The following is a 25,652-nucleotide window of genomic DNA, read 5'->3' on the forward strand; positions in this document are numbered from 1 at the left end:
ACGACACATCGTCTCGGGGTGCTAGTGGGAGGACTCCGTCGGCCCCGCCGACGAGTACGCCAACCACCCCTCCGGGACCGCCCTGTCGGACCTCCGTGCCACGCACGGCGACAAGAACCCCTTCGGAATCCGCCTGTGGTGCCTGGGCAGTGAGATGGACGGGCCGTGGCAGACGGGCCGCAAGACCCCCGAGGAGTACGGGCGTCTGGCCGCCGAGACCGTCCGCGCATGGAACGTGATCAGGCTGGCCTGAGCAGTCCTCAACTCCCATGCTGTGAAGGGCAGTCGAAGCGATTCGACGCAACTATGGACAGCTCAAGGGCGTCCTTCTAGGGTCGACGCGCCTGCACATCGAAGCGCTTCGCCATCGCGCCCGCGCTCACGACTGCCTTGGAGAGCTGAATGGTCACCCTCGCCGAGGTCGCCCAGCATGCCGGAGTCTCGGCCAGCACGGTGAGCTACGTCCTCAGCGGCAAGCGGTCCATATCCGCCTCCACCAAGGACCGCGTCCAACAGTCCATCCGCGAGCTCGGCTACCACCCGAACGCCGGCGCCCGCGCCCTGGCCAGCAGCCGGTCCAACATCATCGCGCTGATGGTGCCGCTGCGCACCGACATGTACGTACCGGTGATGATGGAGATCGCCGTCGCCGTCGCCACCACCGCGCGCACCCACGGGTACGACGTACTGCTCCTGACCGGTGAGGAGGGCCCCGAGGCGGTCCGCCGCATCGAGGGCAGTGCGCTCGCCGACGCAATGATCCTGATGGATGTGGAACTGCACGACGAGCGCCTTCCGCTGATCCGCGAGGCCGACCGGCCCGCAGTGCTCATCGGCCTCCCCGCCGACCCGACCGGCCTGACCTGCGTAGACCTGGACTTCGTGGCGACGGGCGCACAGTGCGTGGAGCACCTCTCCGGTCTTGGACACCGGGAGATCGCCGTGATCGGCGAGGCGCCCGCGGTGTACGAGCGGCACACCGGCTTCGCCGAGCGGACCCTGGACGGGCTGCGCACGCGGGCCCGGGAGCTCGGCGTGCGGGTGCTGCACCGGCCCTGCGAGGGGACGTACGGCGCACTGGCCGCGACCCTGGCCAGGATCTTCGACGAACGCCCCGGCACCACGGGCTTCGTCGTGCAGAACGAGTCGGCGGTGGAACCCCTCCTGAGCCTCCTGCGCCGGCAGGGTCGCGCCATCCCCGAAGACGTCTCCGTCATCGCCATCTGCCCCGACCAGGTCGCCACCCAGGCCTCGGTGCGCCTCACCTCCGTCGGTATCCCCGCGCAGGAGATGGGGCGAGAGGCGGTGGAGCGTGTCGTCGCCAAACTGCGGGGCCAGGGCGTCGACGAAGTCTCCCTGCTCACCCCGGAGTTGACGGTCCGCGCGAGCTCGGGCCCCGCAAAGGGCTGAAGGGGCTGAAGTGGCTGACTGGGATTACGGACGTTGTTCGACCTCTCGTACAAGCGTTGCTATGCTCGCGCACCGCGCGCAAGGACAGAGAGAGGTCACCCGTGGGGACAGCCGTCGACGACGCAGCCGCCGCGGAGTTCCATGACTTCTTCGAGCGGCACTACGCCGAACTCGCCCGCCTCGCCCACCTGTTGACCGGCGAGAAGGACGCCGCGGACGATCTGGCGGCGGACGCCCTGGTCGCGCTCTGGAACCGCTGGGGCCGGGTGCGGGCCGCCGACCACCCGGCCGCGTACGCCCGCGGTGTCGTCGCCAGCATGGCGCGCAGCCGCATCCGCAGCGCCGTCCGGGAGCGCCGCAGAGTGGCCCTCTTCTGGGGGCAGCGCTCGGAGGGCGTGGACGACCCCGACGTACCGGCGGTCGTCGACGTCCAGGAGGCGCTGCGTACGCTGCCGTTCCGCAAGCGGGCCTGTGTGGTCCTGCGGCACGCCTTCGACCTTTCGGAGAAGGACACCGCCCTCACCCTCGGCATATCGGTCGGTACGGTGAAGAGCCAGACGTCCAAGGGAATGGCGGAGCTGCAACGGCTACTGGGCGACCGTGCCGCGGCGCAACTCGTGGGAGGGAGGCAGTGATGGACGACGTACGCAAACAGCTGCGCGATGCCGCGGCCGAGCACCGCCCCGACCGGGAGCGGATGCTCGCCCGGGTCGAGCGCGGCATGGAACGCGACGCCGCCCCGGGTGCCCCGTCCCGCGGCGGCCTGCCGCGCCCCGCTCCCTGGCTGCGCATCGCCGGCGCGACGGCCGCCGTGGCCGGAGTCCTCGCGCTCGGCGGTTACGCCGTCGCCTCCGTGGTCCACGGCGATGAGCCGTCCCGCACCGTCGGCACACCTGCCACCCCCGAACTCCCGGCCGCCACAAAGCCGTTGGCCCCCGACGCCAAGGGTGTCGAGGACGGCTACCTGTGGAGCGACGGCTCCATCGACCCGCAGAGCAACGACTTCTGGGCGCAGAGCACCCTCACCTTCAAGACTGGGAAACCGCTCACCGCGCTCACCGTCGAACTGCGGGTCGCGCAGACCGGCGGCGTCGCCGACACGGGCAACTGGCGTTCCCTGCCCGCCGACGACTTCACCGTCTCCGTACGCGAGGCGGGCGGTGAGGCGGGCGGCGACCTGGTCTACCGCTGGACGCTGAAGGCGGGCCGGACGGTCCCGGCGGGGAAGCATGTCTTCGCGGGGCAGTACAACCACGCCGAGGGCGGCAGGGACGCGGGCGACGACGCCTACGCCGCGGAGGCGACCGCGTCGGGTCTGAAGGCCGCGGTGCGGGGCGACTTCGCCCGCACCTCGTAGGCCACGTGGGCCATGGCGGACATTCCGCGCACGGCGGCTGTCACGCCGTCGGCGTGACCTCCGCGAGCAGCCCGTCGACGAACGCGCGGAGCCCCTGGGGGTAGATGTCCCGTGCGGCAAGCGCGGCCCATCGCACGCCGATGGCGGCCAGGTGGGGCACCTGGGACGGGTCCAGGTCGTCGCGGTAGGCGAACGGATGGCCGGCGGCATGCCGGCGGGCGGAGTGGGCGCGGACGAGCACCTCGCCGACGGTGTAGTACCAGAGGCTGCGGAAGACGTCGACGCTCTGCTCGGGTGTGCATCCGTGGTCCTCGGCTCCGGCCACGATGGCTTCGACCATCCACATCGCCGATTCGTCGAGCAGACCGACGAAACCGTCGGCCGACAGGACTTCCGCGGCCCATGGCCAGGCGGCGAGCGCGTCGTGCAGCGCGGTGGCGGCCACGACGATGCGCTCCCGTGGGGCGCCGGGCAGTTGGGGGCGCTCGATCCGGGCGACGTGGTGATTGAGCAGCAGGATCAGTAGATCGTCCTTGCTCTGGATGTGGTGGTACAGGGTCGTCGCCCCGATGCCCAGCTCGGCGGCGAGCCGGCGGATGGTCAGCTTCTCCCAGCCGTCCCGGTCGATCAGCTCCCGGGCCGCCGTCAGGATCTGCGCACGGGACGTCACGGGCGGGCGGCCGGTGCGGCCCTGTGGTGCGGGAGAGCGCGGCGATACGGGCGATGCGGGCATGGCCCCATCATGCCGTCCCGCCGCCTTCCGTCGCGCGGCCGGTGCGGGTCCCACCCCTTGCGAGAGCCCTTCGAGCCCTTCGAGCCCTTCCGAGGTCGACAGAGGGAACCCTCGATGCTACTTTCGGAACGCGTTCGGAAAGTCTTGGAACAGTGTCGACAGCAGTGCCGAGAAACGGGGTCCGTGATGACGAACAGAGCGAGAACAACAGGGAGTTCAGGTGCCGGACCAGGGCTGACGCTCACCGCCGTGGCCGTCGTGCAGTTCATGGTGTCCCTCGACCTGTCGGTCGTGAACCTGGGACTCCCGCAGATCGCCGCAGGCCTCGGCTTCAGCGCGACGGGCCTGACCTGGGTGATCCACGCCTACGCCCTCACCTTCGGCGGGCTGCTCCTGCTGGGCGGCAAGGCCGCCGACCGGTACGGCAACAAGCGGGTCCTGCTGCTCGGGCTAGGCCTCTTCGGCCTCGCCTCGCTCGCCGGGGGCTTCGCGCAGGAGCCCGGCCAGCTCGTCGCCGCCCGGGCCGCGCAGGGCATCGGGGCCGCCGCGCTGGCTCCGGCCGCGCTGTCCCTGCTGACCTCGACGTTCCCCGCGGGCCGGGCCCGCGTCCGGGCCTTCGGGGTATGGAGTGCGATGAACGCCGCCGGAGCCGCCCTCGGTGTCCTGATCGGCGGCCTGCTCACCGAGTACGCCGACTGGCGCTGGGTGATGTTCGTGAACGTACCGATGGCCGCGGGCGCGCTGGCCGTGGCCTGGCGGGGCGTCGCCGCGGGAGAGCCGGCAGCGCGCGGAGGGCGTCCGGACGTGCTCGGCGGCGTCCTGGTCACGGCGGGCATGACGCTGCTGGTGTTCGGCGTCGTCCGCACCGATCGATACGCGTGGACCTCGTCGGTCACCCTGACCACACTGGCGGCCGCCGCCGCACTGCTCGCCGCGTTCCTCCACGTCGAGCGGACCACCACCCGCGAACCGCTCGTCCGCCTCGGCCTGTTCGCCAACCGCTCGGTCGCCGGCGCGAACGCCTGCACCCTGCTGATCGGCGCGACCATGGCCTCGTCCTTCTACTTCTTGTCCCTCTACGTCCAGCAAGTCCTCGGCAAGGGCCCGGCGACGACCGGCGTCATGTTCCTGCCGCTGGCCCTCGGAGTGATCGCCGGATCCGTGCTCGCCGTGAAACTCGGCTACCGTCTCGCTCCCCGCACCCTGCTCGTCGGCGGCGGCCTGCTGACCGCGAGCGGGCTCGCCTGGTTCGGCCTGATCAGCCCTGACGGTGCCTTCCTCACCGATGTCCTGGGGCCCTCGATCGTCTCCGGCGTGGGCTTCGGGCTCTGCCTCGGACCGGCCGTCTCCCTCGCCACCGCCGGTGTCGCGCCCCACGAGGCCGGAACCGCGTCGGGGCTGCTCAACAGCTCACGCCAGATCGGCGCTTCGCTCGGACTCGCCGCCCTCGGCGCCGCGGCGCACGACCGCACCGGCTCGACCATCACACCCGAAACGCTCAACGACGGATACGCGCTCGGCCTGACCCTCGGTGCCGCGCTCCTGGCCGGAGCCGTGCTCGTGGCCCTGGCCGTCCTGCCCCGCACCGTCGCACCGGCACCGGCACGGGTCGCCGAGACCGACGACCGCCTGACCAAGACGGGAGGACGATGAGCACCATCGGAGAGGGACAGAACCTGTCGGGGCTCCTTCGCCCGCACGCCCGGAGTTTCGCCGCCGTGGTGATCCTCCAGGTCATCGGCGCCGTCGCGGGCCTGGCGCCGCTCCTCGCGGTCGTCGAACTGGGGCGCACCCTGCTGTCGCCGGGACCGGTCGACCGCGGTCATGTCTGGACCGTCGTCGTCGCGGGTGCGGCCGGACTGTTCGTCCGGCTGGTCTTCACGGCCGCTTCGTCCGGGATCGGGCATGTCGTCGACGGCCAGGTGCAACTGACGTTCCGTCGCCAACTGGCCGAGCGCCTGGGACGCGTACCGATCGGCTGGTTCTCGCGGCGCCGCACCGGCGAGCTCGCCAAGGTGGTGGGGGAGGACGTCAGCGCCGTGCACCCGTTCATCGCCCACACCCCCGGCGAGCTCGTCTCCGCGTTCGTGGTGCCGCTGGTGTCGTTGGTCTATCTGTTCACCGTCGACTGGCGGCTCACCCTGATCACGCTGATACCGGTGGTGCTCGCCGTGGCGCTGGTTCCCCTGATGATGACGCCGAGGCGGCTGCGCGAGCAGGAGGAGTTCGACGCGGCCATGGGGCGGATCTCCAGCTCCGTCGTCGAGTTCGTGCGGGGCATCTCGGTGGTCAAGGCGTTCGGCGGATCGGGGCGTGCCCACCGCACGTTCCGCACGGCCACGGACGATTTCGTCGGTACGTTCAACCGCTGGGTGCACGGCATCTCGCGGATCGCCGCGGGGATGCAGCTGGTGCTCTCGCCGCCGTTCGTCCTGCTCGTCGTCCTGATCGGCGGCGCGACGCTGATCACCGACGGGGACCTGCCCCCGGCCGACCTGCTGCCCTTCCTGCTGCTCGGCCTCGGCCTGACCGCCCCGGTGGCGGCCCTCGGCCACGGCTTCGACGAGATCCAGGCCGCCCGGCGCGCCGTGGGCCGGATCAAGGACGTCCTCGCGGTGCCTTCACTGCCGGAGCCCGCGCGGCCGGTCGCACCGCAGGGGCACCGCGTGGAGCTGCGTGACGTCCGGTTCGGCTATGAACCCGACCGCGAGGTGCTGCACGGGATCGACCTGGTCCTTGAACCCGGGACGGTCACCGCGGTCGTCGGCCCGTCGGGCAGCGGGAAGTCCACGCTGGTCCAGCTGTTGCCGCGGTTCTTCGACCCGACCCACGGCTCGGTCGCCGTCGGCGGCGTCGATCTGCGCGAGCTCGGCAGCCGGGAGCTCTACCGGACGGTCTCCTTCGTCTTCCAGGACGTACGCCTGCTGCGCGCGTCGGTCGCCGACAACATCGCCCTCGCCGTACCGCACGCCGACCGCGACGACGTGGTGCGCGCCGCCCGCCTCGCCAACATCCACGACCGGATTCTCGAACTGCCCCGCGGATACGAGTCGGTGATCGGCGAGGACGCCGGCCTTTCGGGCGGCGAGGCACAGCGGATCTCGCTCGCACGTGCCCTGCTCGCCGACACGCCCGTCCTCGTGCTCGACGAGGCGACCGCCTTCGCCGACCCGCAGACCGAACGCGCGGTGCGCCAGGCCCTGGCGGCCCTTGAGGGCGAGCGGACCATCCTGGTCATCGCCCACCGCCTGGAGACCATCAGGGACGCCGACACCGTCGTGATGCTGGCCGACGGGCAGATCGTCGAGCGCGGCATGCCGGCCGAACTCCTTGCACGCGGCGGGCAGTTCGCCGACTTCTGGCAGACCCACCGATCGGCCGTCGCCGACGGGACCGAAACCCTCGCCGACGGGACCGAAGCCCACGGTGGCGTACTCGTACCGCAAGGAGACGAACCCCGATGATCCGCATGCTCCTGCGCGTCCTGGGACGCGAGTACGCCCGGCCGGTCCGGCGCACCGTGGCCCTGATGACCGCGACCGCCGTCGCCGAGGGCCTGTCGTACGCACTGCTGGTCCCCGTGCTGCGGGCCCTGTTCGGCAGCACGCCCGACGACGCCTGGCCCTGGCTGACCGCGTTCGGGGTCGCGATCGCCCTCTACGGCGCGCTGCGCTACCTCAGCGATCTGTCCGGCTTCCATGTCGGGACCACGCTGCTGCGCGGCATGTACCACCGGCTCGGCGACCATCTGGCCCGACTGCCCATCGGTTGGTACGGCGCGGGCCGCCTCGGGGAGGTGTCGGTCCTGGCCAGTCGCGGCGTGCTGCAGGCGATGGCTGTGATCGCGCATCTGCTCGCACCGTTCATCTCCGCAAGCGTGACCCCTCTGACGATCGTCGTCGTGATGCTGGCCTTCAACTGGCAGATGGGCCTTGCCGCGTTGGCCGCCGTGCCGGTCGTGGCGGCGATCCAGCTCTGGACGGGACGCTCGACGGCCGCGGGGGACGCCGAGCGCGCCCAACGCGATGAGGAGGCCACCGGGCGGGTCATCGAGTATCTCCAGGTCCAGCCGGTGCTGCGGGCCGGGGGCCGCACGGCCGAACGCTTCCGTCTCCTCGACGACTCCCTCCAGGACGTCGAGCGTGCCTCCCGCCGCTCCACACTGGCGGCGCTGCCCGGCGCGGTGGGCCTGACCCTCACGGTGCAGGCGATGTTCACCGGCCTGCTGGTCCTTGCCGCCTACCTCGCGCTCGACGGGCAGACCGGCGTGCCGGAGATCCTGACGATCCTGGTCCTCGCCGCCCGCTGCGCGGATCCGCTCCTCTCCCTGACGGACATCGGCGGCAAACTCCGCGGCGCGCGTTCCGTACTGGTGAAACTCGACACGGTCTTCGGAACCGAGCCGCTGCCGGAGCCCGCCGAACCGGTCCAACCGGCGGACCACAGCCTGGAGTTCGTGACCGTCAGCTTCCGGCACGGTGAGCGCACGGTCTTCGACGGGGCGTCCCTGTCCGTGCCCCAGGGACAGCGACTTGCCGTGGTCGGACCCTCGGGCGCGGGCAAGAGCACCCTGCTGCACCTGCTCGCGCGGTTCTACGACGTGGACGCGGGCGCGGTGCGCGTGGGAGGCGCGGACGTGCGCACCATCGACACGGCGGTGCTGATGGCGCAGTTCGCCGTCGTCTTCCAGGACGTCTATCTCTTCGACGGCACGATCGAGGAGAACGTACGCCTGGGCCGTCCCGACGCCGAGGCGTCCGAGGTCCGTGCCGCCGCCACCGCCGCGCGCCTCGACGAGGTGATCGAGCGCCTGCCCGGCGGCTGGGCGGCGAACGTCGGCGAGGGCGGCGCACTGCTCTCGGGCGGTGAACGCCAGCGTGTCTCGATCGCACGAGCCCTGTTGAAGAACGCGCCCATCGTGCTCCTCGACGAGGTGACCTCCGCACTGGACCCGGTCAACGAAGCGGCCGTCCACGACGGCATCGAACGCCTGATGGCGGGCCGGACGGTGGTGATGGTCGCGCACCGGATGCGGACCGTCCAACGCGCCGACCGCGTCGTCTTTCTGGACGACGGGCGCGTCGTGGAGGCAGGCACCCACGACGAACTGCTCGGCCGCGGCGGCCGTTACGCCGACTTCTGGAACATCTCCCTGGCGCCGGCGGCGATGGAATGAGGCGTCGTGCTCGCCGTCAGTTGCTCTGTTCCTTCCACTCGGCCTGAGCCTCGTTGAGCTGCTCGGCGAGCGTGTCGAGGAAGTCCTTCGCGGACATCTTGCCGAGCAGGACCTTCTGGTAGTTCGGCTCGTTGTCAGCCTTGCTGATGGTGTTCCAGTCGGGCAGGTAGTACGGCAGTTGCACGATCTTCAGGGAGCCGTCGTTGAGCGCGGCCGCGGCCAGCTTCGTGGGCTCGGCCTCGTTCACCCAGGCGTCCTTGGAGGCCGCGGTGTTGGCGGGGATGGCGCCCGCCGACCTGTTCCACTTGCTGTTGGCCTCGTGCGAGGCCGCGAACTCGATGAACTTCCAGGCGGCCGCCTTCTTCTTGCTGGACCTGAACAGGCCGAGCCCGTCGACCGGGTTGGACACCTGGACGCGTACGCCCGCGTCGGTCGTCGGGTTGGGCAGACCGCGGAACTTGCCCTCACCAAGGGCCTTCACGTGGTCCGTGTAGGAGCCGAGGTTGTGGCTGAGCATGCCGATCCGGCCCGTGTCCCACTGGGCGTTCATCTTCTTGAAGTCGTTGTTGACGTCGGCCGCGGGGGTGTTCTTCTTGTAGAGGGCGACGTACTTCTTCAACGCCGCCACGTTCTTGGGGTCGTTGACGGTGGTCTTGTCGCCGTCCCAGAACGAGCCGATGCCGGACTGGCCGTAGGCCGCGTCGAGCGCCTGCGCGATGGAACCCTCACCGCCGCGAATGGTGTACCCGAACTTGTTCTCGCCCTTGGCGGTGAGCTTCTTGGCCGCCTCGTAAAACTTGCCCCAGGTGGTGGGGGCTTCCAGACCGGCCGCCTTGAAGAGGTCGGTGCGGTAGTACAGCACGCCGTTGCTCGCCGACGCCGGCACCGTGAAGAGCCGGTTGCCGCCGCCCGCCGCGCGGACGCTGTCGACCATGCCCGGATTCAGCCTGCCGTCCAGGGAACTGCCGCTGAGCCGCTCGTCCAGCGGCTCCAGTGCGTCCTGTGCGGAGATCCCGGCGAGCATCGCGGCACCGACGCCGCCGACGTCGGGCAGGCCGCCGCCCTGGATGGCGGTGTCGTACTTGGACTGGACGCTCTCGGCGGGGATCGGCACGTACTTGACGTGGATGTCGGGGTTCTTCGCCTCGAAGTCCTTGATGATCTCCTTCCAGACGTCGGTGCGGACGCCGCCGTTGTTGTCCCAGAAGGTGATCTCGCCCTTCCCCGAGCCTTCTTGGCCGTTGTCACCGCCGGCCCCGCTGCCGTCGTCACCGCAGGCGGTGGCGGTCAGCGCGAGCGCGGCGGTGAGGGCGACGGCGGCGACCGCGCGACGGCTTCTGCTTCTGCGGCTTCTGTTTCTGTTGCTGCTTCTGTTGCTGTTTCTGGGGATGCTGATGTCCATGTCGGCTCTCTTCATTGAGGTGAGGTGATCCGGAAGCGGGTGAACAAGGCGGTCCCGGCCCCGCCGCGGCCGGCCGGGGCCGTGGCGAACAGGCCGAGCAGTGCGCCGACCCACCGCCACGGCGTCGCGGCGAAGACCTGGCCGGACGGTCGAAAGCCGTCGCCGGTGTCGGCGGAGAAGCGGCAGCGTGCGCCGTCGGCGATGGAGATGCGCAGCCGCGCGGTGCCGTCGGGGGCAGGGCGCGGACGCTCGGCGTCGCGCTCCCGCTCGGCGACGGACTCGGCGAACCGGTGGACGAGGCGGACGGTCCCGTCGCCGCCGCGTTCGAGGCCGATCCAGCTGAACGCGTCGCCAAGGACGGCGAGACCGGCCCCGGCGTCGGCCGCCGTGCCGTCGATCCGCAGCCCGACCTCGACGGTGCACGGCGCGAGCGGAATGCGCTGCGTCAGGACGTGGGGCAGGCGGCGCAGGTCGTGGGCGTCCGCGGACCGTACGCAGGCCAGCCGCAGACCGTCCGCGGCATGCGAAGTCGCCCAGCCGTCAAGGGGGTTGGCCGACCACTGCCACTGGCGGCCGTGGCGTCCGCCGGGGAAGTCGTCGTCGGTGGCGGGCGCGGACACCGGCTGCGGGGGCAGGTCGGGCTTCTTGTGTACGTCGACGGGGGCGCCGTCGGCCCCGATCACCGGCCAGCCGTCCACGCCCCAGTGCAGCGGCTGCAGGTGGACGACCCGGCCGTACGCGCCGCGCTGCTGGAAGTGCAGAAACCAGTCGTCGCCGGACGGCGTGCTCACCCAGCCGCCCTGGTGGGGGCCGTTGACGGGGGTGTCGCCCTGCTCCAGGACGACCCGCTCCTCGTACGGGCCGTGGAAGGTCCGTGAACGGAAGGCGCCCTGCCAGCCGGTCGCCACCCCGCCGGCCGGGGCGAGGATCCAGAACCAGCCGTCGTGGCGGTACAGCTTGGGCCCCTCCAGCGTGAACCAGCCGGGGATGTGGTCCGCGTCGACCAACACCCGCCCCTCGTCGAGGAGTTCGCGGCCGTCGGGGCTCATACGGTGACCGGTGAGGCGATTCTTGACGCCGGAGCGCGACTTGGCCCAGGCGTGCACGAGATACGCCTCGCCGCGCTCCTCGTCCCACAGCGGGCAGGCGTCGATGAGTCCCTTGCCGGCCTTGACGAGATGCGGGGCGCTCCAAGGGCCGCGTATATCAGGGGAGTTGACCTGGAACACGCCGTGGTCGGGGTCGCCCCAGAAGATCCAGAACCGGCCGTCGTGGTGCCGGATCGACGGCGCCCATACCCCGCAGTCGTGCCGCGGCGCGGCGAACGCCTCCGCCGGTTCAAGGCGCTCAAGGGCGTGCCCGATCAGGGTCCAGTTCACCAGGTCGCGGGAGTGAAGCAACGGCAGCCCAGGGGCGCGCCCGAAGCTGGACGCGGTGAGGTAGAAGTCGTCGCCGACCCGGACGACGTCGGGGTCGGACCAGTCGGCGGCAAGGACGGGATTGCGATAGGTCCCGTCGCCAAGGTCACCGAGCCCGGCTGCCCCCGCCGCGTTCACGCGGTCACCGCCTTGCGGATGAGCCCCGCGGCCTCGGCCCGGCTCGGGCGGCCGTCCGCGACGACGGTGACGACACGGCGTACGACGGTCTCGCCCGGCCCGATCGGCAGGCGCCGCTCGGGCGCGAGCGAGGAGCCGACGCCCGGATACTCGGCGGTCCGTACGAACCACGGGTCGCCCCGCGTCTCGGGAGTCGCCCCGGCGAAGACGAGGGTCCAGCCGTGGCCCGCGAGGGCCAGCCAGTCGGCCGGGGCGCCGTGCACGGCGGCCTCGCCCTCGGCGTCCGCGGTGAACACCTCGGGGGCCCGCGCCTCCTTGGGGGCGCGCCAGAAGAATCCCCCGTAGGCGGCGCCGGGGCGGCCGTTGGTGGCGGGGCTGCCGATCGAGATCTCCGCGGCGGACGGGTTGGTGAGGGAGAACGTGAAGTCCAGCGCCCAGGCGGATGTGGTGAGCGGCGTGACGGCGACGGTGCGCCGCTCGCGCAGCAGCTCGCGCTCCCCGTCGAGCCAGCCGATCTCCTCGACGAAGCCGTCGGGGTCGCGCAGCTTGTACTCCAGGTGGCGCTGTTCACCGTGGTTGTCGAGCTCGGTCGGCCCCTGATCGCGTACGTAGGTGCGCCCGCCCCAGAAGTTGCGGCCCGCCGCGTCGGCCACGGCGACGCCCACCCCGAGGTGGTGCGGGTGGTCGACGGGACCGAACTCGGTGACGGGAAGGCCGCCGAAGGTGCGGACGGGATGGAGACAGGGGCGCGGGGCGAGCCGCGGGCCGACCGAGGGGTGGATGACGTAACGGGCGACGGGACGGCCCGAGCAGCGGAGCATGAGCGAGGTCTCGATCGAGGTCCGGTCCATGGGGGTCTCACCTCGGTGGGTTCTCGGCGGGGGTGGGCTCGGGGGTGGGGGTGTGTGGGGCGGGGTTCCCGTCGGGGGCGGGCTCTTTGGTGCGGGTCTGTGGGGTGCGGTCCTCATCGGCGGTGGCTTGTGGGGCGGGTGGTCCCGATGCGGGGTCTGCAAAGGCAGGGGTCTCGGAGGCGGCGGACTCAGCTGCGGAGATCTGACCGGCAGGGATCCCAGGGGCAGGGGCCGAGGCCGGGAAGGCAGGCTCCTGAGGGGCGGCGGCGGGCTCAGCGGCAGAGGGCCCCGCAGCCGGGAGCCGAGCTGCGGGGTTCCCGCCGGGGGCGGGTGCTTTGGTGGGGGTCTGCGGGGTGCGGTCCTCATCGGCGGTGGGCTCTGCGGTGGCGGCTTGTGGGGCGGGTGGTCCCGATGCGGGGTCTGCTTGGGCAGGGGTCTCGGCGGCGGCGTTCTGACCGGCAGGGGTCCCAGGGGCCGGGGTCGGGGCCGGGGAGGCAGGGGCCTGAGGGGCGGCGGGCTTAGTGGTGGAGGGTCCGGCAGCCGGGAGCCGGGCTGCGGGGTTGCCGTTCGGCAGCGCCCAGAACGTGCCCAGCTCCGCGTAGCCGCACAGCGTGTCGGCGCTCGCTGCGACGAGGCCGTCGATACCGTGCACGATCCGGCGCCGCACGCCCTCGTACGCACCGGGCACGGAGCGCCACGCCTCGACCGGCAGCGGGCGCGGATCGGGCGCCCGGCGGATCGACTCGACGACCTTCATGAAGGCGCCCGTCGACGCCGGCGGAACCAGCAGCTCGGCGCGGCCCGCGAGATGGTCGACGAGGTTCTCGAGGAGGTCCGTCCGCCCGTGCAGGACCTCATCGGATCCGTGCCCGGCGCGCTGTACGAGCACCCGGTCCTGCTTGTACCAGAGGGTGATGCGGCCCTCCGTGCCGTGGACGATGACGTACGGCTCGGCGGGACGCTCGGCGCAGAGGGTCGCGGCGACACCGACGCGGCCGCCACGCGCGGTGGTGATCCCCACGAACGACGTGTCGTCGGACTCGATGGCGTTGGCGCGGAACAGCTCGGGGTCCACCCGCGCGACGTCCTCCGCCCGCGTGGACCCGTCGACCGCAAGGGCGGTGGCGACGGCATGGGCGAGTGGATTGGTCAGGACCCCGTCCACGACGTCCTTGCCGTCCAGGCGGCGCCGCCCGGCCCAGGGCGCGCGCCGGTAGTACGCCTCGTCCCGTACCCAGGCACCCGCCGCACCGACCCCCATCGGCTCACCGATCGCCCCGTCGGCGACCAGCGCGCGCACGGCGGGCACGGCATGCGAACCGAGCGACTGGAACCCGATCTGGCAGGCCACGCCCGCCGCGGTCACCGCGTCGCCGATCCGCAGGAAATCGGCGTACGAAGGAGCGGGCGGCTTCTCCAGGAGCAGGTGCACGCCGCGCGATGCCGCGGTGACGGCCAGGCCGGCGTGGGTGGGGATCGGGGTGCAGATGACGGCGACCGCGGCTCCGGTGGCGTCGAGCAGGCTCCCGAAGTCGGTGGACTGCGCGGGATCGCCGAGGCCGTCGAGCTCGGCGGGGCTCAGCGGTTCGACCTCGCAGATGCCCACGAGCCGTACCAGACCCGCCTGTTGGAGTCGGCGGATGTTCTCCAGGTGCCATCGGCCGTGCCCGCGCGCACCGGCGATGACGAGAGGCAGGGGAGTGCTGCTCATCCCTTCACCGCCCCGGCGCTGAACCCCGTGATCAGCCACTTCTGGATGAAGGCGAAGACGATCACGACGGGCAGGGCGGCGATGACGCCGCCCGCGGCGAGCGCCCCGAGGTCGACGCTGTCGGCGCCCATCAGGGTGGCGAGGCCGACCGGGATCGTCTGCTTGTCCTGGTCGGAGAGGAACATCAGGGCGAACAGGAAGTGGTTCCAGCTGTGGACGAAGGCGAAGGAGCCGACTGCGATCAGACCAGGCCGAAGCAGCGGCAGGACGACGGCGCAGAAGGAGCGGAAGCGTCCGCAGCCGTCGACCCAGGCGGCCTCCTCCAGGGAGTACGGCACGTTTCTTATGAACCCGCTGATGAGGATCATCGAGAGCGGCAGCTGGAAGACGGCCTCGGCGATGATGACGCTGCCGAGCGAGTTGATCATCTGGAGGTTGGCGAAGATCTGGAAGAGCGGCACCAGCATCAGCGCGCCCGGGATGAACTGCGAGCACAGCAGCGCCAGCAGGAAGCCGCGCTTGATCTTGAAGTCGAAGCGGGCCAGGGCATAACCGCCCGCGAGCGCGACGACCGTCGTCATCAGCATCGAAAGGACGCCGACGACGAGGCTGTTCTGGAAGAACAGCCCGAAGCTCCGCTCGGTCCACACCTTGTCGAAGTGCTCGAACGTGATCGGCCACGGGAGCAGCGAGGTCGAGCCCGCAGGGCGGAACGCGAAGAGGAGCATCCAGTAGAAGGGGATGAGGGTGAAGAGGAGATAGAGGCCGAGCGGCAGGTAGATCTGCCGGCGCGGGGCCTCGTCCCAGGCGCGCCGTTGCTGAGTGATCGTCATCTCTCCTGACCTCCCCCGAACTTGCTCAGCCGCAGATAGACCATCGAGCAGAAGAGGAGGATCACGAACGCGATGGACGTCAGCGCGGAGGCGTAACCGAAGTCGTGCGAGTCGACGGCGATGGACGCGATGCGCAGCGGCAGCGTCGTCGTCTCACCGGCGGGACCGCCGCCGGTGAGGGTGTAGAGCAGGTCGACGTTGTTGAACTCCCAGACCGCGCGCAGCAGCGTGGAGAGGATGATCGCGTCCTTGAGGTGCGGCAGCGTGATGTGGAAGAACTGCCGGAAGCGGCTCGCGCCGTCGACCTCGGCCGCCTCGTACAGATCCTTCGAAACGGACTGCAGATCGGCGAGGATGAGGATCGCGAAGAAGGGCACGCCGCGCCAGAGTTCGGCGACGACGACGGCCGGGAAGACGGTGCCGGTGTCCGAGAGCCAGGACGTGCCGTACGAGCCGATCCCCAGGTCCGCGAGGTAACGCGTGATGCCCGTCTGGGAGTTGAAGATCAGCAGCCAGATCGTCGAGGTGAGCACCCCGGACACGGCCCACGGCGAGAAGACCAGGGCGCGGGCCATCGCACGGCCGATGAAGGTCTGGTTGACGATCAGCGCGAGCCCCAAGCCGAGCAGCAGTTGCAGGACGACCTCGACGGCCACCCACTGCAGGCTGAAGCCGAGGGTCTGCCAGAACTGCGGGTCGTCGGTGAACGCGGTGACGAAGTTGTCGAAGCCCGCGAAGCCGTCGCGCCAGGGCTTGGTGGGGTTGTGGTGGCGCAGGCTGTAGTAGAAGACGCTGACGACCGGGTAGGCGATGAAGCCCAGCATCAGGAGTGCGGCCGGCGCGATCAGCAGATACGGGAGGCGGCGCGGGGTCGCTCCCGTCCGGCGCCGGGGCGCATCCGGCGTGCGGCGCCGGGGCGGCGGTGGGTGCGGTGGCGCTTTCGCCACAGCTTGGGCCATGACTGCTTCTCCGTTCTCAGGGTCTGCATGAGGCGAAGCGCTTCGCAGACGTCGTTCGAGATCTCGTACAAAAAAGAAGTCGACGGAAACAAGTAAAAGGAAGTCGACGGAGGAGCGGCGGATCAGCCCGCGTACGGGTCGGGGACCTCGCCGTCGCGGGCCAGGAACGCGAAGTCGCAGCCGGTGTCGGCCTGCGTGATCTGCTCGCTGTAGAGCGCGCCGTAACCGCGCCCGTAGCGAGCGGGCGGCGGCGTCCACGCGGCGCGCCGCCGCGCCAACTCCTCGTCGGACACGTCGAGATGGAGCGACCGCGCCTCGACGTCCAGGGTGATCAGATCTCCCGTACGGACCAGGGCGAGCGGCCCGCCGACGTACGACTCGGGCGCGATGTGCAGCACACATGCGCCGTACGACGTGCCGCTCATCCGCGCGTCGGAGATCCGCACCATGTCGCGCACCCCCTGCTTCAGCAGGTGGTCGGGGATCGGGAGCATCCCGTACTCGGGCATGCCGGGACCGCCGATGGGGCCGGAGCCGCGCAGCACCAGGACGTGGTCGGCGGTGATGCCGAGCGCGGCGTCGTTGATGGTGCGCTGCATCGTGCGGTAGTCGTCGAAGACCACCGCCGGGCCGGTGTGCCGCAGCAGCTGCGGCTCGGCGGCGATGTGCTTGATCACGGCACCGTCCGGGCAGAGGTTGCCGCGAAGCACCGCCACCCCGCCCTCGTCGGCCAGCGGCCTGTCGCGCGGGCGGATGACCTCGGGGTTGTGCACGGTGGCGCCCGCGAGCTGCTCGCGCAGGGTGTCGTGCGCGACGGTGGGCCGGTCCAGATGGAGTACGTCGGTCAACCGGGCCAGAAACGCCGGGAGTCCGCCCGCGAAGTGGAAGTCCTCCATGAGGTACTGACCGCCGGGGCGCAGATTGGCGAGCACCGGCACGGTCCGCGCGATCCGGTCGAAGTCGTCGAGCGTCAGGCGTACGCCGCTGCGGCCCGCCATCGCGATCAGGTGGATCACGGCGTTGGTGGAGCCGCCGAGCGCGAGCACGGTGGCGACCGCGTCCTCGTACGCCTCGCGCGTGAGCAGCCTCGACAACTTCACGTCCTGGTGGACGAGTTCGACGATCCGGATCCCGGACGCGGCCGCCATCCGGTCGTGCCCAGAGTCCACGGCCGGGATCGAGGAGGCGCCGGGCACCGTCACGCCGAGCGCCTCGGCGGCTGCGGTCAGCGTGGAGGCCGTACCCATGGTCATGCAATGGCCGGGGGAGCGGGCCAACCCGCTCTCCAGCTCGGCCAGTTCGCAGTCGCCGATGAGCCCGGCACGCTTGTCGTCCCAGTACTTCCACATGTCGGTGCCCGAACCGAGCACCTCGTTGCGCCAGTGCCCCGGCAGCATCGGCCCGGCCGGCACGAAGACGCTCGGCAGATCGGCGCTCGCGGCCCCCATGAGCAGGGCGGGCGTCGTCTTGTCGCAGCCGCCGAGCAGCACGGCGCCGTCCACCGGATAGGACCGCAGCAGCTCCTCGGTCTCCATGGCCAGGAGGTTCCGGTAGAGCATCGGGGTCGGCTTCTGGAAGGTCTCCGAGAGTGTGGAGACGGGGAATTCGAGCGGGAAGCCGCCCGCCTGCCACACCCCGCGCTTGACCGCCTGGGCGCGGTCGCGCAGATGGACGTGGCAGGGGTTGATGTCGGACCAGGTGTTGAGGACGGCGATGACGGGCTTGCCCAGATGTTCCTCTGGCAGATACCCCAGCTGGCGGGTGCGCGCCCGATGGCTGAAGGACCGCAGGCCGTCCGTGCCGTACCACTGATGGCTGCGCAGCTCGTCCGGTCTCATGACGACCACGCCTTCACCAGCGCCGCTATCTCCTCGCGCCGCTCGACGGGCAGCACCCGGCTCGGCGGGCGCACCTCGCGGCGGCACAGGCCGAGCGCGGCGAGTGCCTCCTTGACGACGGTGACGTTGTCCGCGGACTGGTCGGCGGCGCGCAGCTCCTCGAAGCGCCGGATCCGCTCCCACACCTCCATGGCCGCCGGATAGTCACAGGACCGCAGCGCGTCGCGCATCCGCAGCGACACCTCGGGTGCGACATTCACCAGACCCGACGTGAAGCCGGTGGCGCCGACGGCCCAGTACGCGGGCGCGTACAGCTCGGCGAGCCCCGCCACCCACACGAAGCGGCCGAGCCCCGCGTCCCGCGCGAACGCGGCGAAGGCCGCGGCGTCCGGCGTCGCGTACTTCGCGCCGATCACATTGGGACACAACTCACCGAGCTCCGCGAGGCGTTGACCGGCAAGACGGGAATTGCGGATGTAGGGGACGACACCGAGCTCGGGCACGGCGTCCGCGACGGCACGGTGGTAGTCGACCCAGCCCTCCTGGGACACGTACGGATGCACCGGCTGATGGACCATCACCATGTGCGCCCCGGCGTCCCGCGCGTGCCGGGCGGCGGCGACCGCGGTCGGCAGATCATGGCCGACGCCGGCCAGGACGGTGGCGCCGCTCCCGCCCGCCTCCTCCAGGGTCAACTCGGTGACCAGGCACCGCTCTTCGGGGTCCAGGGCATAGAACTCGCCCGTGTTGCCGTTCGGCGTAAGAGTGCGCACGCCGCCGTCGGTGAGCCGCCGTATCAGCGCGCGATAGGTGTCCCGGTCCACGGAACCGTCATCGGCGAACGGCGTCACGGGGATCGCGACGACATCGGCGAGCGCCGAACGCAGCGCTTCGAAACGGGAGTTGTCGCTCGGTCCGGTCATGAAGGCTCCCCCTCCGGGAACGCCCGCCGCACGAACGAGGCGATGTGGTCGTGGAGTCCGCGCGCCGCGGCGTCGGCCTCTCCCGCGAGCGCGAGCCGCAGGATCTCCCGGTGCTCGGCCGCCTCCTGCTCCCAGGAGTGCAGGGTCGCCCAGGCGACGGCGGAGACCAGGGCCGCCTGGTCGCGTACTTCGTCGAGCATCCGGGCGAGCAGCGGATTGCCGCACGATACGTAGAGCGCGCGGTGGAACTCCCGGTTGGCGAGGGAGCGTTCGGCCGCGTCCGCCGCGTCGTCCGCCCGCTCAAGCGCGTCGCGCGCCTCGTCCAGTCGGGCCGCGCCGCCCCGGACGGTGCGCCGCAGCGCCTCCGGTTCGAGCAGCAGACGTACGTCGTAGACCTCCCGCGCCATGGCCGCGTCCACCGTGCGCACGGTGGCGCCCTTGTACTGGCTCATCACCACGAGCCCGGTACCGGCGAGCGTCTTCAGCGCTTCCCGTACGGGCGTCTTGGACACCCCGAACTGGGCGGCGAGCTCGGTCTCGACGAGGGCCTGTCCGGGCGCCAACTGCCCGGTGAGGATGCGGTGCTTGACCGCTTCGAGTACGTACTGCGTGCGCGAGGGGATGGGGTGGGGCGCAAGGTTCATCGATGCTCTCAGTCGTCGTGCAGCCATCGCGTACAGCCGTCATGCACAGCCGTCATCCACAGCCGTCATGTATCGCGTCTCATATATGACGTACGAAGTACGACGCGATGAAGCTAGGGCGCCGACCGGTCCGCGTCAATGCCTCGCGCGGGAAAGCCCTTTAGGGAGAGCGGAGTTGGGGCGCAAATTGATCGTCTCCGGGCGGCAACCCTTCGCCGGGCGGCGGCGACAAGGACATGCAAGCCGTCCACTACTGACTGAAGGAATGAACCGAAGCAATGAACCGGGACATGACTCCACGAGCCAGCCGGCGCGTCACCCATCGCCGGCGCCTCACCAAGCGCCGCGCCGTCGTCGGCGGCATCGCCGCGCTCGGCGTGACCGCCGCCGCCCTCGTCACCACTTCCATGATGTCCACGGCGGGTGCGTGAAGAAGGCCGACGACCGGGTCACAAAGTTCCAAGTCTCCGACTTCGGCAACCTGGTGCGTTCCTGCGGCAACTGCTCCAAGCAGCACCAGCGGAACATCATCTTGAATCCTCCCCCACCTGAAGCAGGGGATTCCTGGCTCACGCCGCCTGGAGGTCAACGACCCGACAGGTCTTCCACGATCAGCACCAGCCGGGTTGAGACCAGCCCGGGTTTGTGCAACAAGCTTGGAGGTGCATGTGCTGTCTTGGCTCTCGATCAGCACGGCGTACGCGCTTGGCTCTCGCAGCGTACGGCGGTCAGCTTACCCGACCGGCAGACGGTCTTTCGCCCTGAGGGCGAAACCCCGTTCCCCGCCCTGCTCCGCAGGAATCGGAGGTATCCGGTGAACGACGTCGACATCATCGCCCCCGGCAAGTCGATCGTCGGCATCAACACCAACTACGGTGACACGGCCGCGCTGCGCAACATCCGCATCCACGGCGACAGCGGCAAGAAGATCGCCACCTGTGACCGCTTCACCGGCAACAACACGGGCGCCGAGCCGCCCAAGACGGGCTCGGGCCCCGACGGCAAGTACTGCCGGTTCACCGCCGGGGACATCAGCTACAAGTAGGTGTCGTTTTTCGTCGGTCCGGCTCAGCGCGCCGAGAAGCTGTGCACCGTCCTTGACCGGTAGGTCTCGCCGGGGCGAAGGACCGTCGAGGGGAACGAGGGCTGGTTGGGGGCGTCGGGGAAGTGCTGGGTCTCCAGGCACATCCCGTCGCCCTGCCGGTAGGTGCGCCCCGCAGGCCCGGTGAGCGTGCCGTCCAGGAAGTTCCCGGAGTAGAACTGCACGCCCGGCTCGGTGGTGGCGATCTTCAGGGTGCGGCCCGACTCAGGGTCCCGCAGCGTCGCGAAGTGCTCGGGGCGCTGCGTGATCCCCTTGTCGAGGACCCAGTTGTGGTCGAAGCCCTTGGCGGTCACCAGCTGCTCGTGCGCGGCGCGGATGTCCCGGCCGACGGTCTTCGCGCGCCGGAAGTCGAAGGGCGTGCCCGCCACCCTCGCCAGCTCGCCCGTCGGGATGAGACCGGCGTCGGTGGGCGTGAACCGGCTGGCGGCCAGGACCAGTTCGTGCCCGTAGATGTCGCCGCTGCCCTCGCCCGCGAGGTTGTAGTACGTGTGGTTGGTCAGGTTCACCACGGTGGCCTTGTCCGTGGTCGCCGCGTAGTCGATCCGCCAGTCGCCACGGGCATCGAGGGTGTACGTCACGGTCACCCGCAGCGTTCCGGGATAGCCCATCTCGCCGTCGGTGCTTGTGTAGTGCAGGCGCAGGCCGACGCCCGAGGGGTCCGCGAACGGCTCGACGTCCCACACCCGCTTGTCGAAGCCCTTGGCCCCGCCGTGCAGGCTGTTCTCCCCGTCATTGACGGAGAGCTGGTGGTCCTTCCCGTCCAGGGTGAAGCGGCCCTTGGCTATGCGGTTGCCATAGCGGCCGATGAGGGCGCCGAAGAAGGTGGTGGCGGTGAGGTAGCCGTCCAGGTTGTCGAAGCCAAGGGAGACGTTGGTGTATCTGCCGTGCCGGTCCGGGAGTTCGAGGGACTGCACGATGCCGCCGTACGAAAGCACCTTCATGCGGGTGCCACCGTTCGCCAACGACCAGCGGTACACCTTGGTGCCGTCGGCGAGCTTCCCGAAGAGCTCCTTGGTGGGAGTACGGCCGTGCGCGGCCGCCTGCGAAGTGCCGGTCGCTGCCACGGAGAGTCCCGCGGCGGCGGCCGCGGCGAGAACGGTGCGTCTGCTCGTTTCCATGTGCGGCTCCTATGAGGGGAAGGGCGCGCCCCGAAGGGGCGCGGGGAACTGCGCGACCAGCCAAAGGCGGCCCGCAGGTTTCTCAGAGCGCTCAGCGCCCCACCTTGCGCTTGTTCCACACGTCGAACCCGACCGCCGCCAGCAGCACAAGCCCCTTGATCACCTGCTGGTAGTCGGTCCCGATGCCGACCAGCGACATCCCGTTGTTGAGAACGCCAAGCACCAGACCGCCGATCACGGCACCCATCACCGTGCCGACACCGCCGCTCATCGACGCGCCGCCGATGAACGAGGCCGCGATCGCCTCCAGCTCGAAGTTCAGACCGGCCTGCGGGGTACCCGCGTTCAGCCGTGCCGCGTACACACAGCCCGCCAGCGCGGCCAGGACGCCCATGTTGACGAAGACGAGGAAGGTGACGCGCTTGTCCTTGACGCCGGACAGCTTCGCGGCCGCCTTGTTGCCGCCGAGCGCGTACACATGCCGCCCGACGACCGCGTTGCGCATGACATAGCCGAGGCCGATCAGCAGCGCGCACATCACGAGCATCACGACGGGTACGCCGTGGAAGCTGGCCAGGGTGAGCGTGAACGCGACGACGGCCGCGGCGATCGCCACACACTTGGTGACCCACAGGCCGGTGGGCAGGACCTCCAGCTCGTACGCCAACTGCCGCCTGCGGTCCCGCCATTCGCGAAGGAGCAGGAAGAGGACGGTGGCGAGGCCGATGACGAGCGTCGGGTTGTGGTACTGCGTGTACGGGCCCATCTCCGGGATGAAACCCTTGGCCAGATCCTGGAATCCGCCGGGGAACGGCGACAGGGACTGGCCCTCGAGGACGATCTGGGTGAGCCCCCGGAAGAGCAGCATCCCGGCCAGCGTCACGATGAACGACGGGATCCCGACGTACGCGATGAAGAAGCCCTGCCACGCCCCGGCGACCGCGCCGATCAGGAGTGAGAGGACGAGGGCGAGCACCCAGGGCATGTCGTGCTTGACCATCATCACCGCCGACATGGCGCCGACGAAGGCCACCAGCGAGCCGACGGACAGATCGATGTGGCCCGCGATGATGACGATCATCATGCCCATGGCCAGGATGAGGATGTAGCCGTTCTGCTGGATCAGGTTGGAGACGTTGTTCGGAAGCAGCAGCGTGCCGTCGGTCCATATCTGGAACAGGACGACGATGAACGCGAGCGCGATCAGCATGCCGTACTGGCGCATGTTGGTCCGCATGCTCCGCAGGAGCAGCGCCCCCGTGGACCGCTGGTCGGTCGGCGCGGGGGACGAGTCCCGCGGGGGAGTGGTCGTGGTGGTCATGGCGGGCCTCAGCTTCTGGTCATGGTCATCTGGCGCATCAGTACTTCCTGGGTGGCGTCGGCGCGGGCGACCTCACCGGTCAGCCGGCCCTCGGCCATCGTGTAGATCCGGTCGCACATCCCGAGCAGCTCCGGCAGTTCCGAGGAGATGAAGAGCACCGCCTTGCCCTGCGCCGCGAGCCGGTCGATGACCGTGTAGATCTCGTACTTGGCGCCGACGTCGATGCCGCGCGTCGGCTCGTCGAGGATCAGCACCTCGGGGTCGGCGTGGATCCACTTGCTGAGGACGACCTTCTGCTGATTGCCGCCGGAGAGCCGTCCCACCTGCTCCTGCACGGTCGGCGCCTTGATGTTCATCGAAGTGCGGTAGCGCTCGGCGACGGACCGTTCATGGTGCTCGTCGACGACGCCGCGGCGCCGCATGCCCGGCAGCGAGGCAAGGGAGATGTTGCGGTTGATGTTGTCGATGAGGTTGAGGCCGTAGGTCTTGCGGTCCTCGGTGACGTACGCGATGCCGGCCGCGATCGCGGCCGGTACGGTCCGCGTCTGCACCGCACGCCCGTTGACCGCCACCGTGCCGCCCTCGTACAGCCCGTAGGAGCGGCCGAAGAGGGACATCGCGAGCTCGGTGCGGCCCGCGCCCATCAGCCCCGCGATGCCGACGATCTCGCCGCGCCGCACGGTCAGCGTGGCGTCGTCGACGACCTTGCGCTGGTGGTCGATGGGGTGCCGGACTGTCCACCCCTCGACGGCGAGCGCGACGTCTCCCGCGTCCGTGCCCTCGTACGTGGTGCGCTCGGGGAAGCGGTGGTCGAGATCGCGGCCGACCATGCCCCGGATGATGCGGTCCTCGGACAGCTCCGGTGCTGTGTCCGGGGATTCACGGACCGTCAGTGTCTCGATGGTCCTGCCGTCGCGCAGGATGGTCACCGAGTCGGCGATGGCGCGGATCTCGCCCAGCTTGTGGGAGATGATGATGCTGGCGATGCCCTGCTCGCGCAGCTCCAGGATCAGATCGAGCAGCCCCGCGCTGTCCTCGTCGTTGAGGGCGGCGGTCGGCTCGTCGAGGATGAGCAGCTTCACCTCCTTCGACAGGGCCTTGGCGATCTCCACCAGCTGCTGCTTGCCCACGCCGATGTCGGCGACGGCGGTCTGCGGGTTCTCCCGCAGGCCGACCCGCTTCAGGAGGCGGCCGGCCCGCCGCAGGGTGTCGTTCCAGTCGATGACGCCGCGCGCGGAGGTCTGCTCGTTGCCGAGGAAGATGTTCTCCGCGATCGACAAGTAGGGGACGAGCGCGAGTTCCTGATGGATGATCACGATGCCGTGCTTCTCGCTGGCACGGATGTTCTTGAAGGCCACGGGCTCGCCGTCGAAGTGGATCTCACCCTCGTACGAACCGTGCGGATGGACGCCGCTGAGGACCTTCATCAGCGTCGACTTGCCCGCGCCGTTCTCGCCGCAGATCGCGTGGATCTCGCCGGGGCGCACCGCGAGCTCCACCTCGGAGAGCGCCTTCACGCCGGGGAAGGTCTTGGTGATGCCCGCCATCCGCAGGATCGGCCCGTTCCCGGCCGCCGCCCCGCTCATGAGAGCTGCCTTGCCGTGAAGTAGCCCTCTTCGACCAGGAGTTGGGTGTTCTTCTTGTCGATCGACACGGGCTTGAGCAGATACGACGGCACGGTCTTCTTGCCGTTGTTGTAGTCCTTGGTGTTGTTGACCTCGGGCGTCTTGCCGGTGAGGACCGCGTCACCCATCTGCACGGCCTGCTTGGCCAGCTTGCGGGTGTCCTTGAAGACCGTCTGCGTCTGATCGCCTGCGATGATCGACTTCACCGACGCCAGCTCCGCGTCCTGCCCGGTGACGACGGGCAGCGGCTGGTCCTTGCTGCCGTAACCGGCGCTCTTCAGCGCCGAGATGATGCCGATGGAGATCCCGTCGTACGGCGAGAGGACCGCGTCGACCTGCCGGTCGCCGTAGTTCTTGCTGATCAGGTCGTCCATGCGCTTCTGCGCGGTGCCGCCGTCCCAGCGCAGCGTGGTCGCCTGGCTCATCTTCGTCTGCTTGCTGCCCACGACGAGCTGGCCGCTCTTGAAGTACGGCTGGAGCACCTTCATGGCGCCGTTCCAGAAGTACTTGGTGTTGTTGTCGTCGGGCGAGCCCGCGAACAGCTCGACGGTGAACTTGTCGTCGGACTTGCTGTCGGGCCTGTCGAGCTTCAACCGGTCCAGGATGTACTGGCCTTGGAGCTCGCCGACCCGCTCGTTGTCGAACGACGCGTAGTAGTCGACGTTCTTCGTGCCCATGATGAGGCGGTCGTACGAGATCACGGGGATGCCCGCGTCGTGCGCCTGGGCAAGAACGTCGGTGAGCGCCGAGCCGTCGATCGCCGCGACCACCAGGAGCCGGTGCCCCTTGGTGATCATGTTCTCCAGCTGGGCGACCTGGTTCTCGACCTTGTCGTCGCCGTACTGCAGATCGGTCTCGTATCCGGCCTTCTGGAACTGCTCGGCCATGTTCTTGCCGTCGGCGATCCACCGCTCGGAGGCCTTGGTGGGCATTGCGAGTCCGACGGTTCCGCCCTTGCCGTCGTCGGCCTGGTAACGGCTGCCGCCCCTGGCCTCCTGGCCGCAGGCGGTGAGCGAGCCGAGCAGGACGACGGTCGCGAGGGCGGCCGTGAGCCTTGTTTTTGTGGCTTCTCTGGATATGCGGGTGGTCATGG

Annotated in this window: 20 protein-coding genes and 3 pseudogenes; 9 read left to right on the forward strand and 14 right to left on the reverse strand. The window is 70.1% G+C overall.

Going from position 1 to position 25,652, the window contains the following annotated elements; translation table 11 throughout:
- Positions 1 to 4: 4 nt before the first annotated feature.
- The 4 genes and pseudogenes from OG453_RS21025 to OG453_RS21040 form a co-directional block, all read left to right on the forward strand.
- Positions 5 to 229, forward strand: a pseudogene (locus OG453_RS21025) (hypothetical protein); the annotation flags it as partial.
- Between the two features lie 173 nt (positions 230 to 402).
- A complete protein-coding gene (locus OG453_RS21030) occupies positions 403 to 1,410 on the forward strand; it encodes a LacI family DNA-binding transcriptional regulator (RefSeq protein ID WP_266869524.1) in 1,008 nt (335 codons plus the stop codon).
- Positions 1,411 to 1,511: 101 nt separating this feature from the next.
- Positions 1,512 to 2,045 carry a SigE family RNA polymerase sigma factor gene (locus OG453_RS21035; protein ID WP_266869525.1) on the forward strand — a complete coding sequence of 178 codons (534 nt, stop codon included), beginning with the start codon at positions 1,512 to 1,514 and terminating at the stop codon, positions 2,043 to 2,045.
- Positions 2,045 to 2,767, forward strand: a complete 723-nt coding sequence (locus OG453_RS21040; RefSeq protein ID WP_266869526.1) for a hypothetical protein — start codon at positions 2,045 to 2,047, stop codon at positions 2,765 to 2,767. The genes OG453_RS21035 and OG453_RS21040 overlap by 1 nt, the downstream gene beginning before the upstream one ends.
- A 40-nt stretch (positions 2,768 to 2,807) precedes the next feature.
- Here the strand turns inward: OG453_RS21040 and OG453_RS21045 are convergent, their stop codons facing one another.
- Complete coding sequence (locus OG453_RS21045) at positions 2,808 to 3,500, reverse strand: TetR/AcrR family transcriptional regulator (RefSeq protein ID WP_266869527.1); 693 nt, start codon at positions 3,498 to 3,500, stop codon at positions 2,808 to 2,810.
- A 249-nt stretch (positions 3,501 to 3,749) separates the two neighbouring features.
- Here OG453_RS21045 and OG453_RS21050 point away from each other — a divergent pair, with 249 nt between their 5' ends.
- Genes OG453_RS21050 through OG453_RS21060 form a run of 3 tightly spaced genes read left to right on the forward strand, consistent with a single transcriptional unit; the run spans position 3,750 to position 8,676 of the window.
- Positions 3,750 to 5,153 carry an MFS transporter gene (locus OG453_RS21050; RefSeq protein WP_266869528.1) on the forward strand — a complete coding sequence of 468 codons (1,404 nt, stop codon included), beginning with the start codon at positions 3,750 to 3,752 and terminating at the stop codon, positions 5,151 to 5,153.
- Complete coding sequence (locus OG453_RS21055; RefSeq protein WP_266869529.1) at positions 5,150 to 6,964, forward strand: ABC transporter ATP-binding protein; 1,815 nt, start codon at positions 5,150 to 5,152, stop codon at positions 6,962 to 6,964. Before OG453_RS21050 ends, OG453_RS21055 begins: the two co-directional genes overlap by 4 nt.
- Positions 6,961 to 8,676: an ABC transporter ATP-binding protein gene (locus tag OG453_RS21060; protein ID WP_266869531.1), complete on the forward strand. Its 1,716-nt coding sequence runs from the start codon at positions 6,961 to 6,963 to the stop codon at positions 8,674 to 8,676. The genes OG453_RS21055 and OG453_RS21060 overlap by 4 nt, the downstream gene beginning before the upstream one ends.
- A 16-nt stretch (positions 8,677 to 8,692) precedes the next feature.
- Here OG453_RS21060 and OG453_RS21065 read toward each other — a convergent pair whose 3' ends face one another.
- From OG453_RS21065 to OG453_RS21105, 9 genes and pseudogenes are all read right to left on the reverse strand, one after another.
- Positions 8,693 to 10,078, reverse strand: coding sequence for a sugar ABC transporter substrate-binding protein (locus OG453_RS21065; RefSeq protein ID WP_266869532.1), 1,386 nt, complete (start codon positions 10,076 to 10,078; stop codon positions 8,693 to 8,695).
- A gap of 11 nt (positions 10,079 to 10,089) precedes the next feature.
- Positions 10,090 to 11,634: a glycoside hydrolase 43 family protein gene (locus tag OG453_RS21070; RefSeq protein ID WP_266869533.1), complete on the reverse strand. Its 1,545-nt coding sequence runs from the start codon at positions 11,632 to 11,634 to the stop codon at positions 10,090 to 10,092.
- A complete protein-coding gene (locus tag OG453_RS21075; protein ID WP_266869534.1) occupies positions 11,631 to 12,485 on the reverse strand; it encodes a PmoA family protein in 855 nt (284 codons plus the stop codon). The genes OG453_RS21070 and OG453_RS21075 overlap by 4 nt, the downstream gene beginning before the upstream one ends.
- Before the next feature lie 574 nt (positions 12,486 to 13,059).
- Positions 13,060 to 14,196: pseudogene (locus OG453_RS21080) on the reverse strand (Gfo/Idh/MocA family protein); the annotation flags it as partial.
- Positions 14,193 to 15,029, reverse strand: a complete 837-nt coding sequence (locus OG453_RS21085; protein WP_266869535.1) for a carbohydrate ABC transporter permease — start codon at positions 15,027 to 15,029, stop codon at positions 14,193 to 14,195. The gene OG453_RS21085 and the pseudogene OG453_RS21080, both read right to left, overlap by 4 nt.
- Positions 15,026 to 15,988: a carbohydrate ABC transporter permease gene (locus OG453_RS21090; RefSeq protein ID WP_266869536.1), complete on the reverse strand. Its 963-nt coding sequence runs from the start codon at positions 15,986 to 15,988 to the stop codon at positions 15,026 to 15,028. The genes OG453_RS21085 and OG453_RS21090 overlap by 4 nt, the downstream gene beginning before the upstream one ends.
- A 122-nt stretch (positions 15,989 to 16,110) precedes the next feature.
- Entirely contained in the window at positions 16,111 to 17,826 is a 1,716-nt protein-coding gene (araD, locus tag OG453_RS21095; RefSeq protein ID WP_266869537.1) for an L-arabinonate dehydratase, read from the reverse strand.
- Entirely contained in the window at positions 17,823 to 18,749 is a 927-nt protein-coding gene (locus OG453_RS21100) for a dihydrodipicolinate synthase family protein (RefSeq protein WP_266869538.1), read from the reverse strand. Before OG453_RS21100 ends, araD begins: the two co-directional genes overlap by 4 nt.
- A complete protein-coding gene (locus tag OG453_RS21105; RefSeq protein WP_266869539.1) occupies positions 18,746 to 19,393 on the reverse strand; it encodes a GntR family transcriptional regulator in 648 nt (215 codons plus the stop codon). The genes OG453_RS21100 and OG453_RS21105 overlap by 4 nt, the downstream gene beginning before the upstream one ends.
- Before the next feature lie 290 nt (positions 19,394 to 19,683).
- On the opposite strand from OG453_RS21105, the gene OG453_RS21110 reads away from it, so the two are divergent.
- Positions 19,684 to 19,824: a hypothetical protein gene (locus tag OG453_RS21110; protein ID WP_266869540.1), complete on the forward strand. Its 141-nt coding sequence runs from the start codon at positions 19,684 to 19,686 to the stop codon at positions 19,822 to 19,824.
- A gap of 383 nt (positions 19,825 to 20,207) precedes the next feature.
- Positions 20,208 to 20,438, forward strand: a pseudogene (locus tag OG453_RS21115) (pectate lyase); the annotation flags it as partial.
- Between the two features lie 23 nt (positions 20,439 to 20,461).
- Here the strand turns inward: OG453_RS21115 and OG453_RS21120 are convergent.
- The 4 genes from OG453_RS21120 to chvE all read right to left on the reverse strand — a co-directional run bounded on the left by OG453_RS21120 (position 20,462) and on the right by chvE (position 25,650).
- Positions 20,462 to 21,613: an aldose epimerase family protein gene (locus OG453_RS21120; RefSeq protein ID WP_266869541.1), complete on the reverse strand. Its 1,152-nt coding sequence runs from the start codon at positions 21,611 to 21,613 to the stop codon at positions 20,462 to 20,464.
- A gap of 91 nt (positions 21,614 to 21,704) precedes the next feature.
- Complete coding sequence (gene mmsB / locus OG453_RS21125) at positions 21,705 to 22,934, reverse strand: multiple monosaccharide ABC transporter permease (protein WP_266869542.1); 1,230 nt, start codon at positions 22,932 to 22,934, stop codon at positions 21,705 to 21,707.
- Positions 22,935 to 22,942: 8 nt separating this feature from the next.
- Entirely contained in the window at positions 22,943 to 24,520 is a 1,578-nt protein-coding gene (gene mmsA, locus OG453_RS21130; protein WP_266869543.1) for a multiple monosaccharide ABC transporter ATP-binding protein, read from the reverse strand.
- Positions 24,517 to 25,650: a multiple monosaccharide ABC transporter substrate-binding protein gene (chvE, locus tag OG453_RS21135; protein ID WP_266869545.1), complete on the reverse strand. Its 1,134-nt coding sequence runs from the start codon at positions 25,648 to 25,650 to the stop codon at positions 24,517 to 24,519. Before chvE ends, mmsA begins: the two co-directional genes overlap by 4 nt.
- Positions 25,651 to 25,652: the final 2 nt, after the last annotated feature.

Source organism: Streptomyces sp. NBC_01381 (genome assembly GCF_026340305.1).
Classification (GTDB): domain Bacteria; phylum Actinomycetota; class Actinomycetes; order Streptomycetales; family Streptomycetaceae; genus Streptomyces.

Excerpts from the sequence above, each read along its gene's own strand:
- OG453_RS21030 (WP_266869524.1), top strand. The coding sequence starts at position 403 with ATGGTCACCCTCGCCGAGGTCGCCCAGCATGCCGGAGTCTCGGCCAGC.
- OG453_RS21040 (WP_266869526.1), top strand. The coding sequence starts at position 2,045 with ATGGACGACGTACGCAAACAGCTGCGCGATGCCGCGGCCGAGCACCGC.
- OG453_RS21045 (WP_266869527.1), bottom strand. The coding sequence starts at position 3,500 with ATGCCCGCATCGCCCGTATCGCCGCGCTCTCCCGCACCACAGGGCCGC.
- OG453_RS21055 (WP_266869529.1), top strand. The coding sequence starts at position 5,150 with ATGAGCACCATCGGAGAGGGACAGAACCTGTCGGGGCTCCTTCGCCCG.
- OG453_RS21060 (WP_266869531.1), top strand. The coding sequence starts at position 6,961 with ATGATCCGCATGCTCCTGCGCGTCCTGGGACGCGAGTACGCCCGGCCG.
- OG453_RS21065 (WP_266869532.1), bottom strand. The coding sequence starts at position 10,078 with ATGGACATCAGCATCCCCAGAAACAGCAACAGAAGCAGCAACAGAAAC.
- OG453_RS21075 (WP_266869534.1), bottom strand. The coding sequence starts at position 12,485 with ATGGACCGGACCTCGATCGAGACCTCGCTCATGCTCCGCTGCTCGGGC.
- OG453_RS21085 (WP_266869535.1), bottom strand. The coding sequence starts at position 15,029 with ATGACGATCACTCAGCAACGGCGCGCCTGGGACGAGGCCCCGCGCCGG.
- OG453_RS21090 (WP_266869536.1), bottom strand. The coding sequence starts at position 15,988 with ATGGCCCAAGCTGTGGCGAAAGCGCCACCGCACCCACCGCCGCCCCGG.
- araD (WP_266869537.1), bottom strand. The coding sequence starts at position 17,826 with ATGAGACCGGACGAGCTGCGCAGCCATCAGTGGTACGGCACGGACGGC.
- OG453_RS21100 (WP_266869538.1), bottom strand. The coding sequence starts at position 18,749 with ATGACCGGACCGAGCGACAACTCCCGTTTCGAAGCGCTGCGTTCGGCG.
- OG453_RS21105 (WP_266869539.1), bottom strand. The coding sequence starts at position 19,393 with ATGAACCTTGCGCCCCACCCCATCCCCTCGCGCACGCAGTACGTACTC.
- OG453_RS21110 (WP_266869540.1), top strand. The coding sequence starts at position 19,684 with ATGACTCCACGAGCCAGCCGGCGCGTCACCCATCGCCGGCGCCTCACC.
- OG453_RS21120 (WP_266869541.1), bottom strand. The coding sequence starts at position 21,613 with ATGGAAACGAGCAGACGCACCGTTCTCGCCGCGGCCGCCGCCGCGGGA.
- mmsB (WP_266869542.1), bottom strand. The coding sequence starts at position 22,934 with ATGACCACCACGACCACTCCCCCGCGGGACTCGTCCCCCGCGCCGACC.
- mmsA (WP_266869543.1), bottom strand. The coding sequence starts at position 24,520 with ATGAGCGGGGCGGCGGCCGGGAACGGGCCGATCCTGCGGATGGCGGGC.
- chvE (WP_266869545.1), bottom strand. The coding sequence starts at position 25,650 with ATGACCACCCGCATATCCAGAGAAGCCACAAAAACAAGGCTCACGGCC.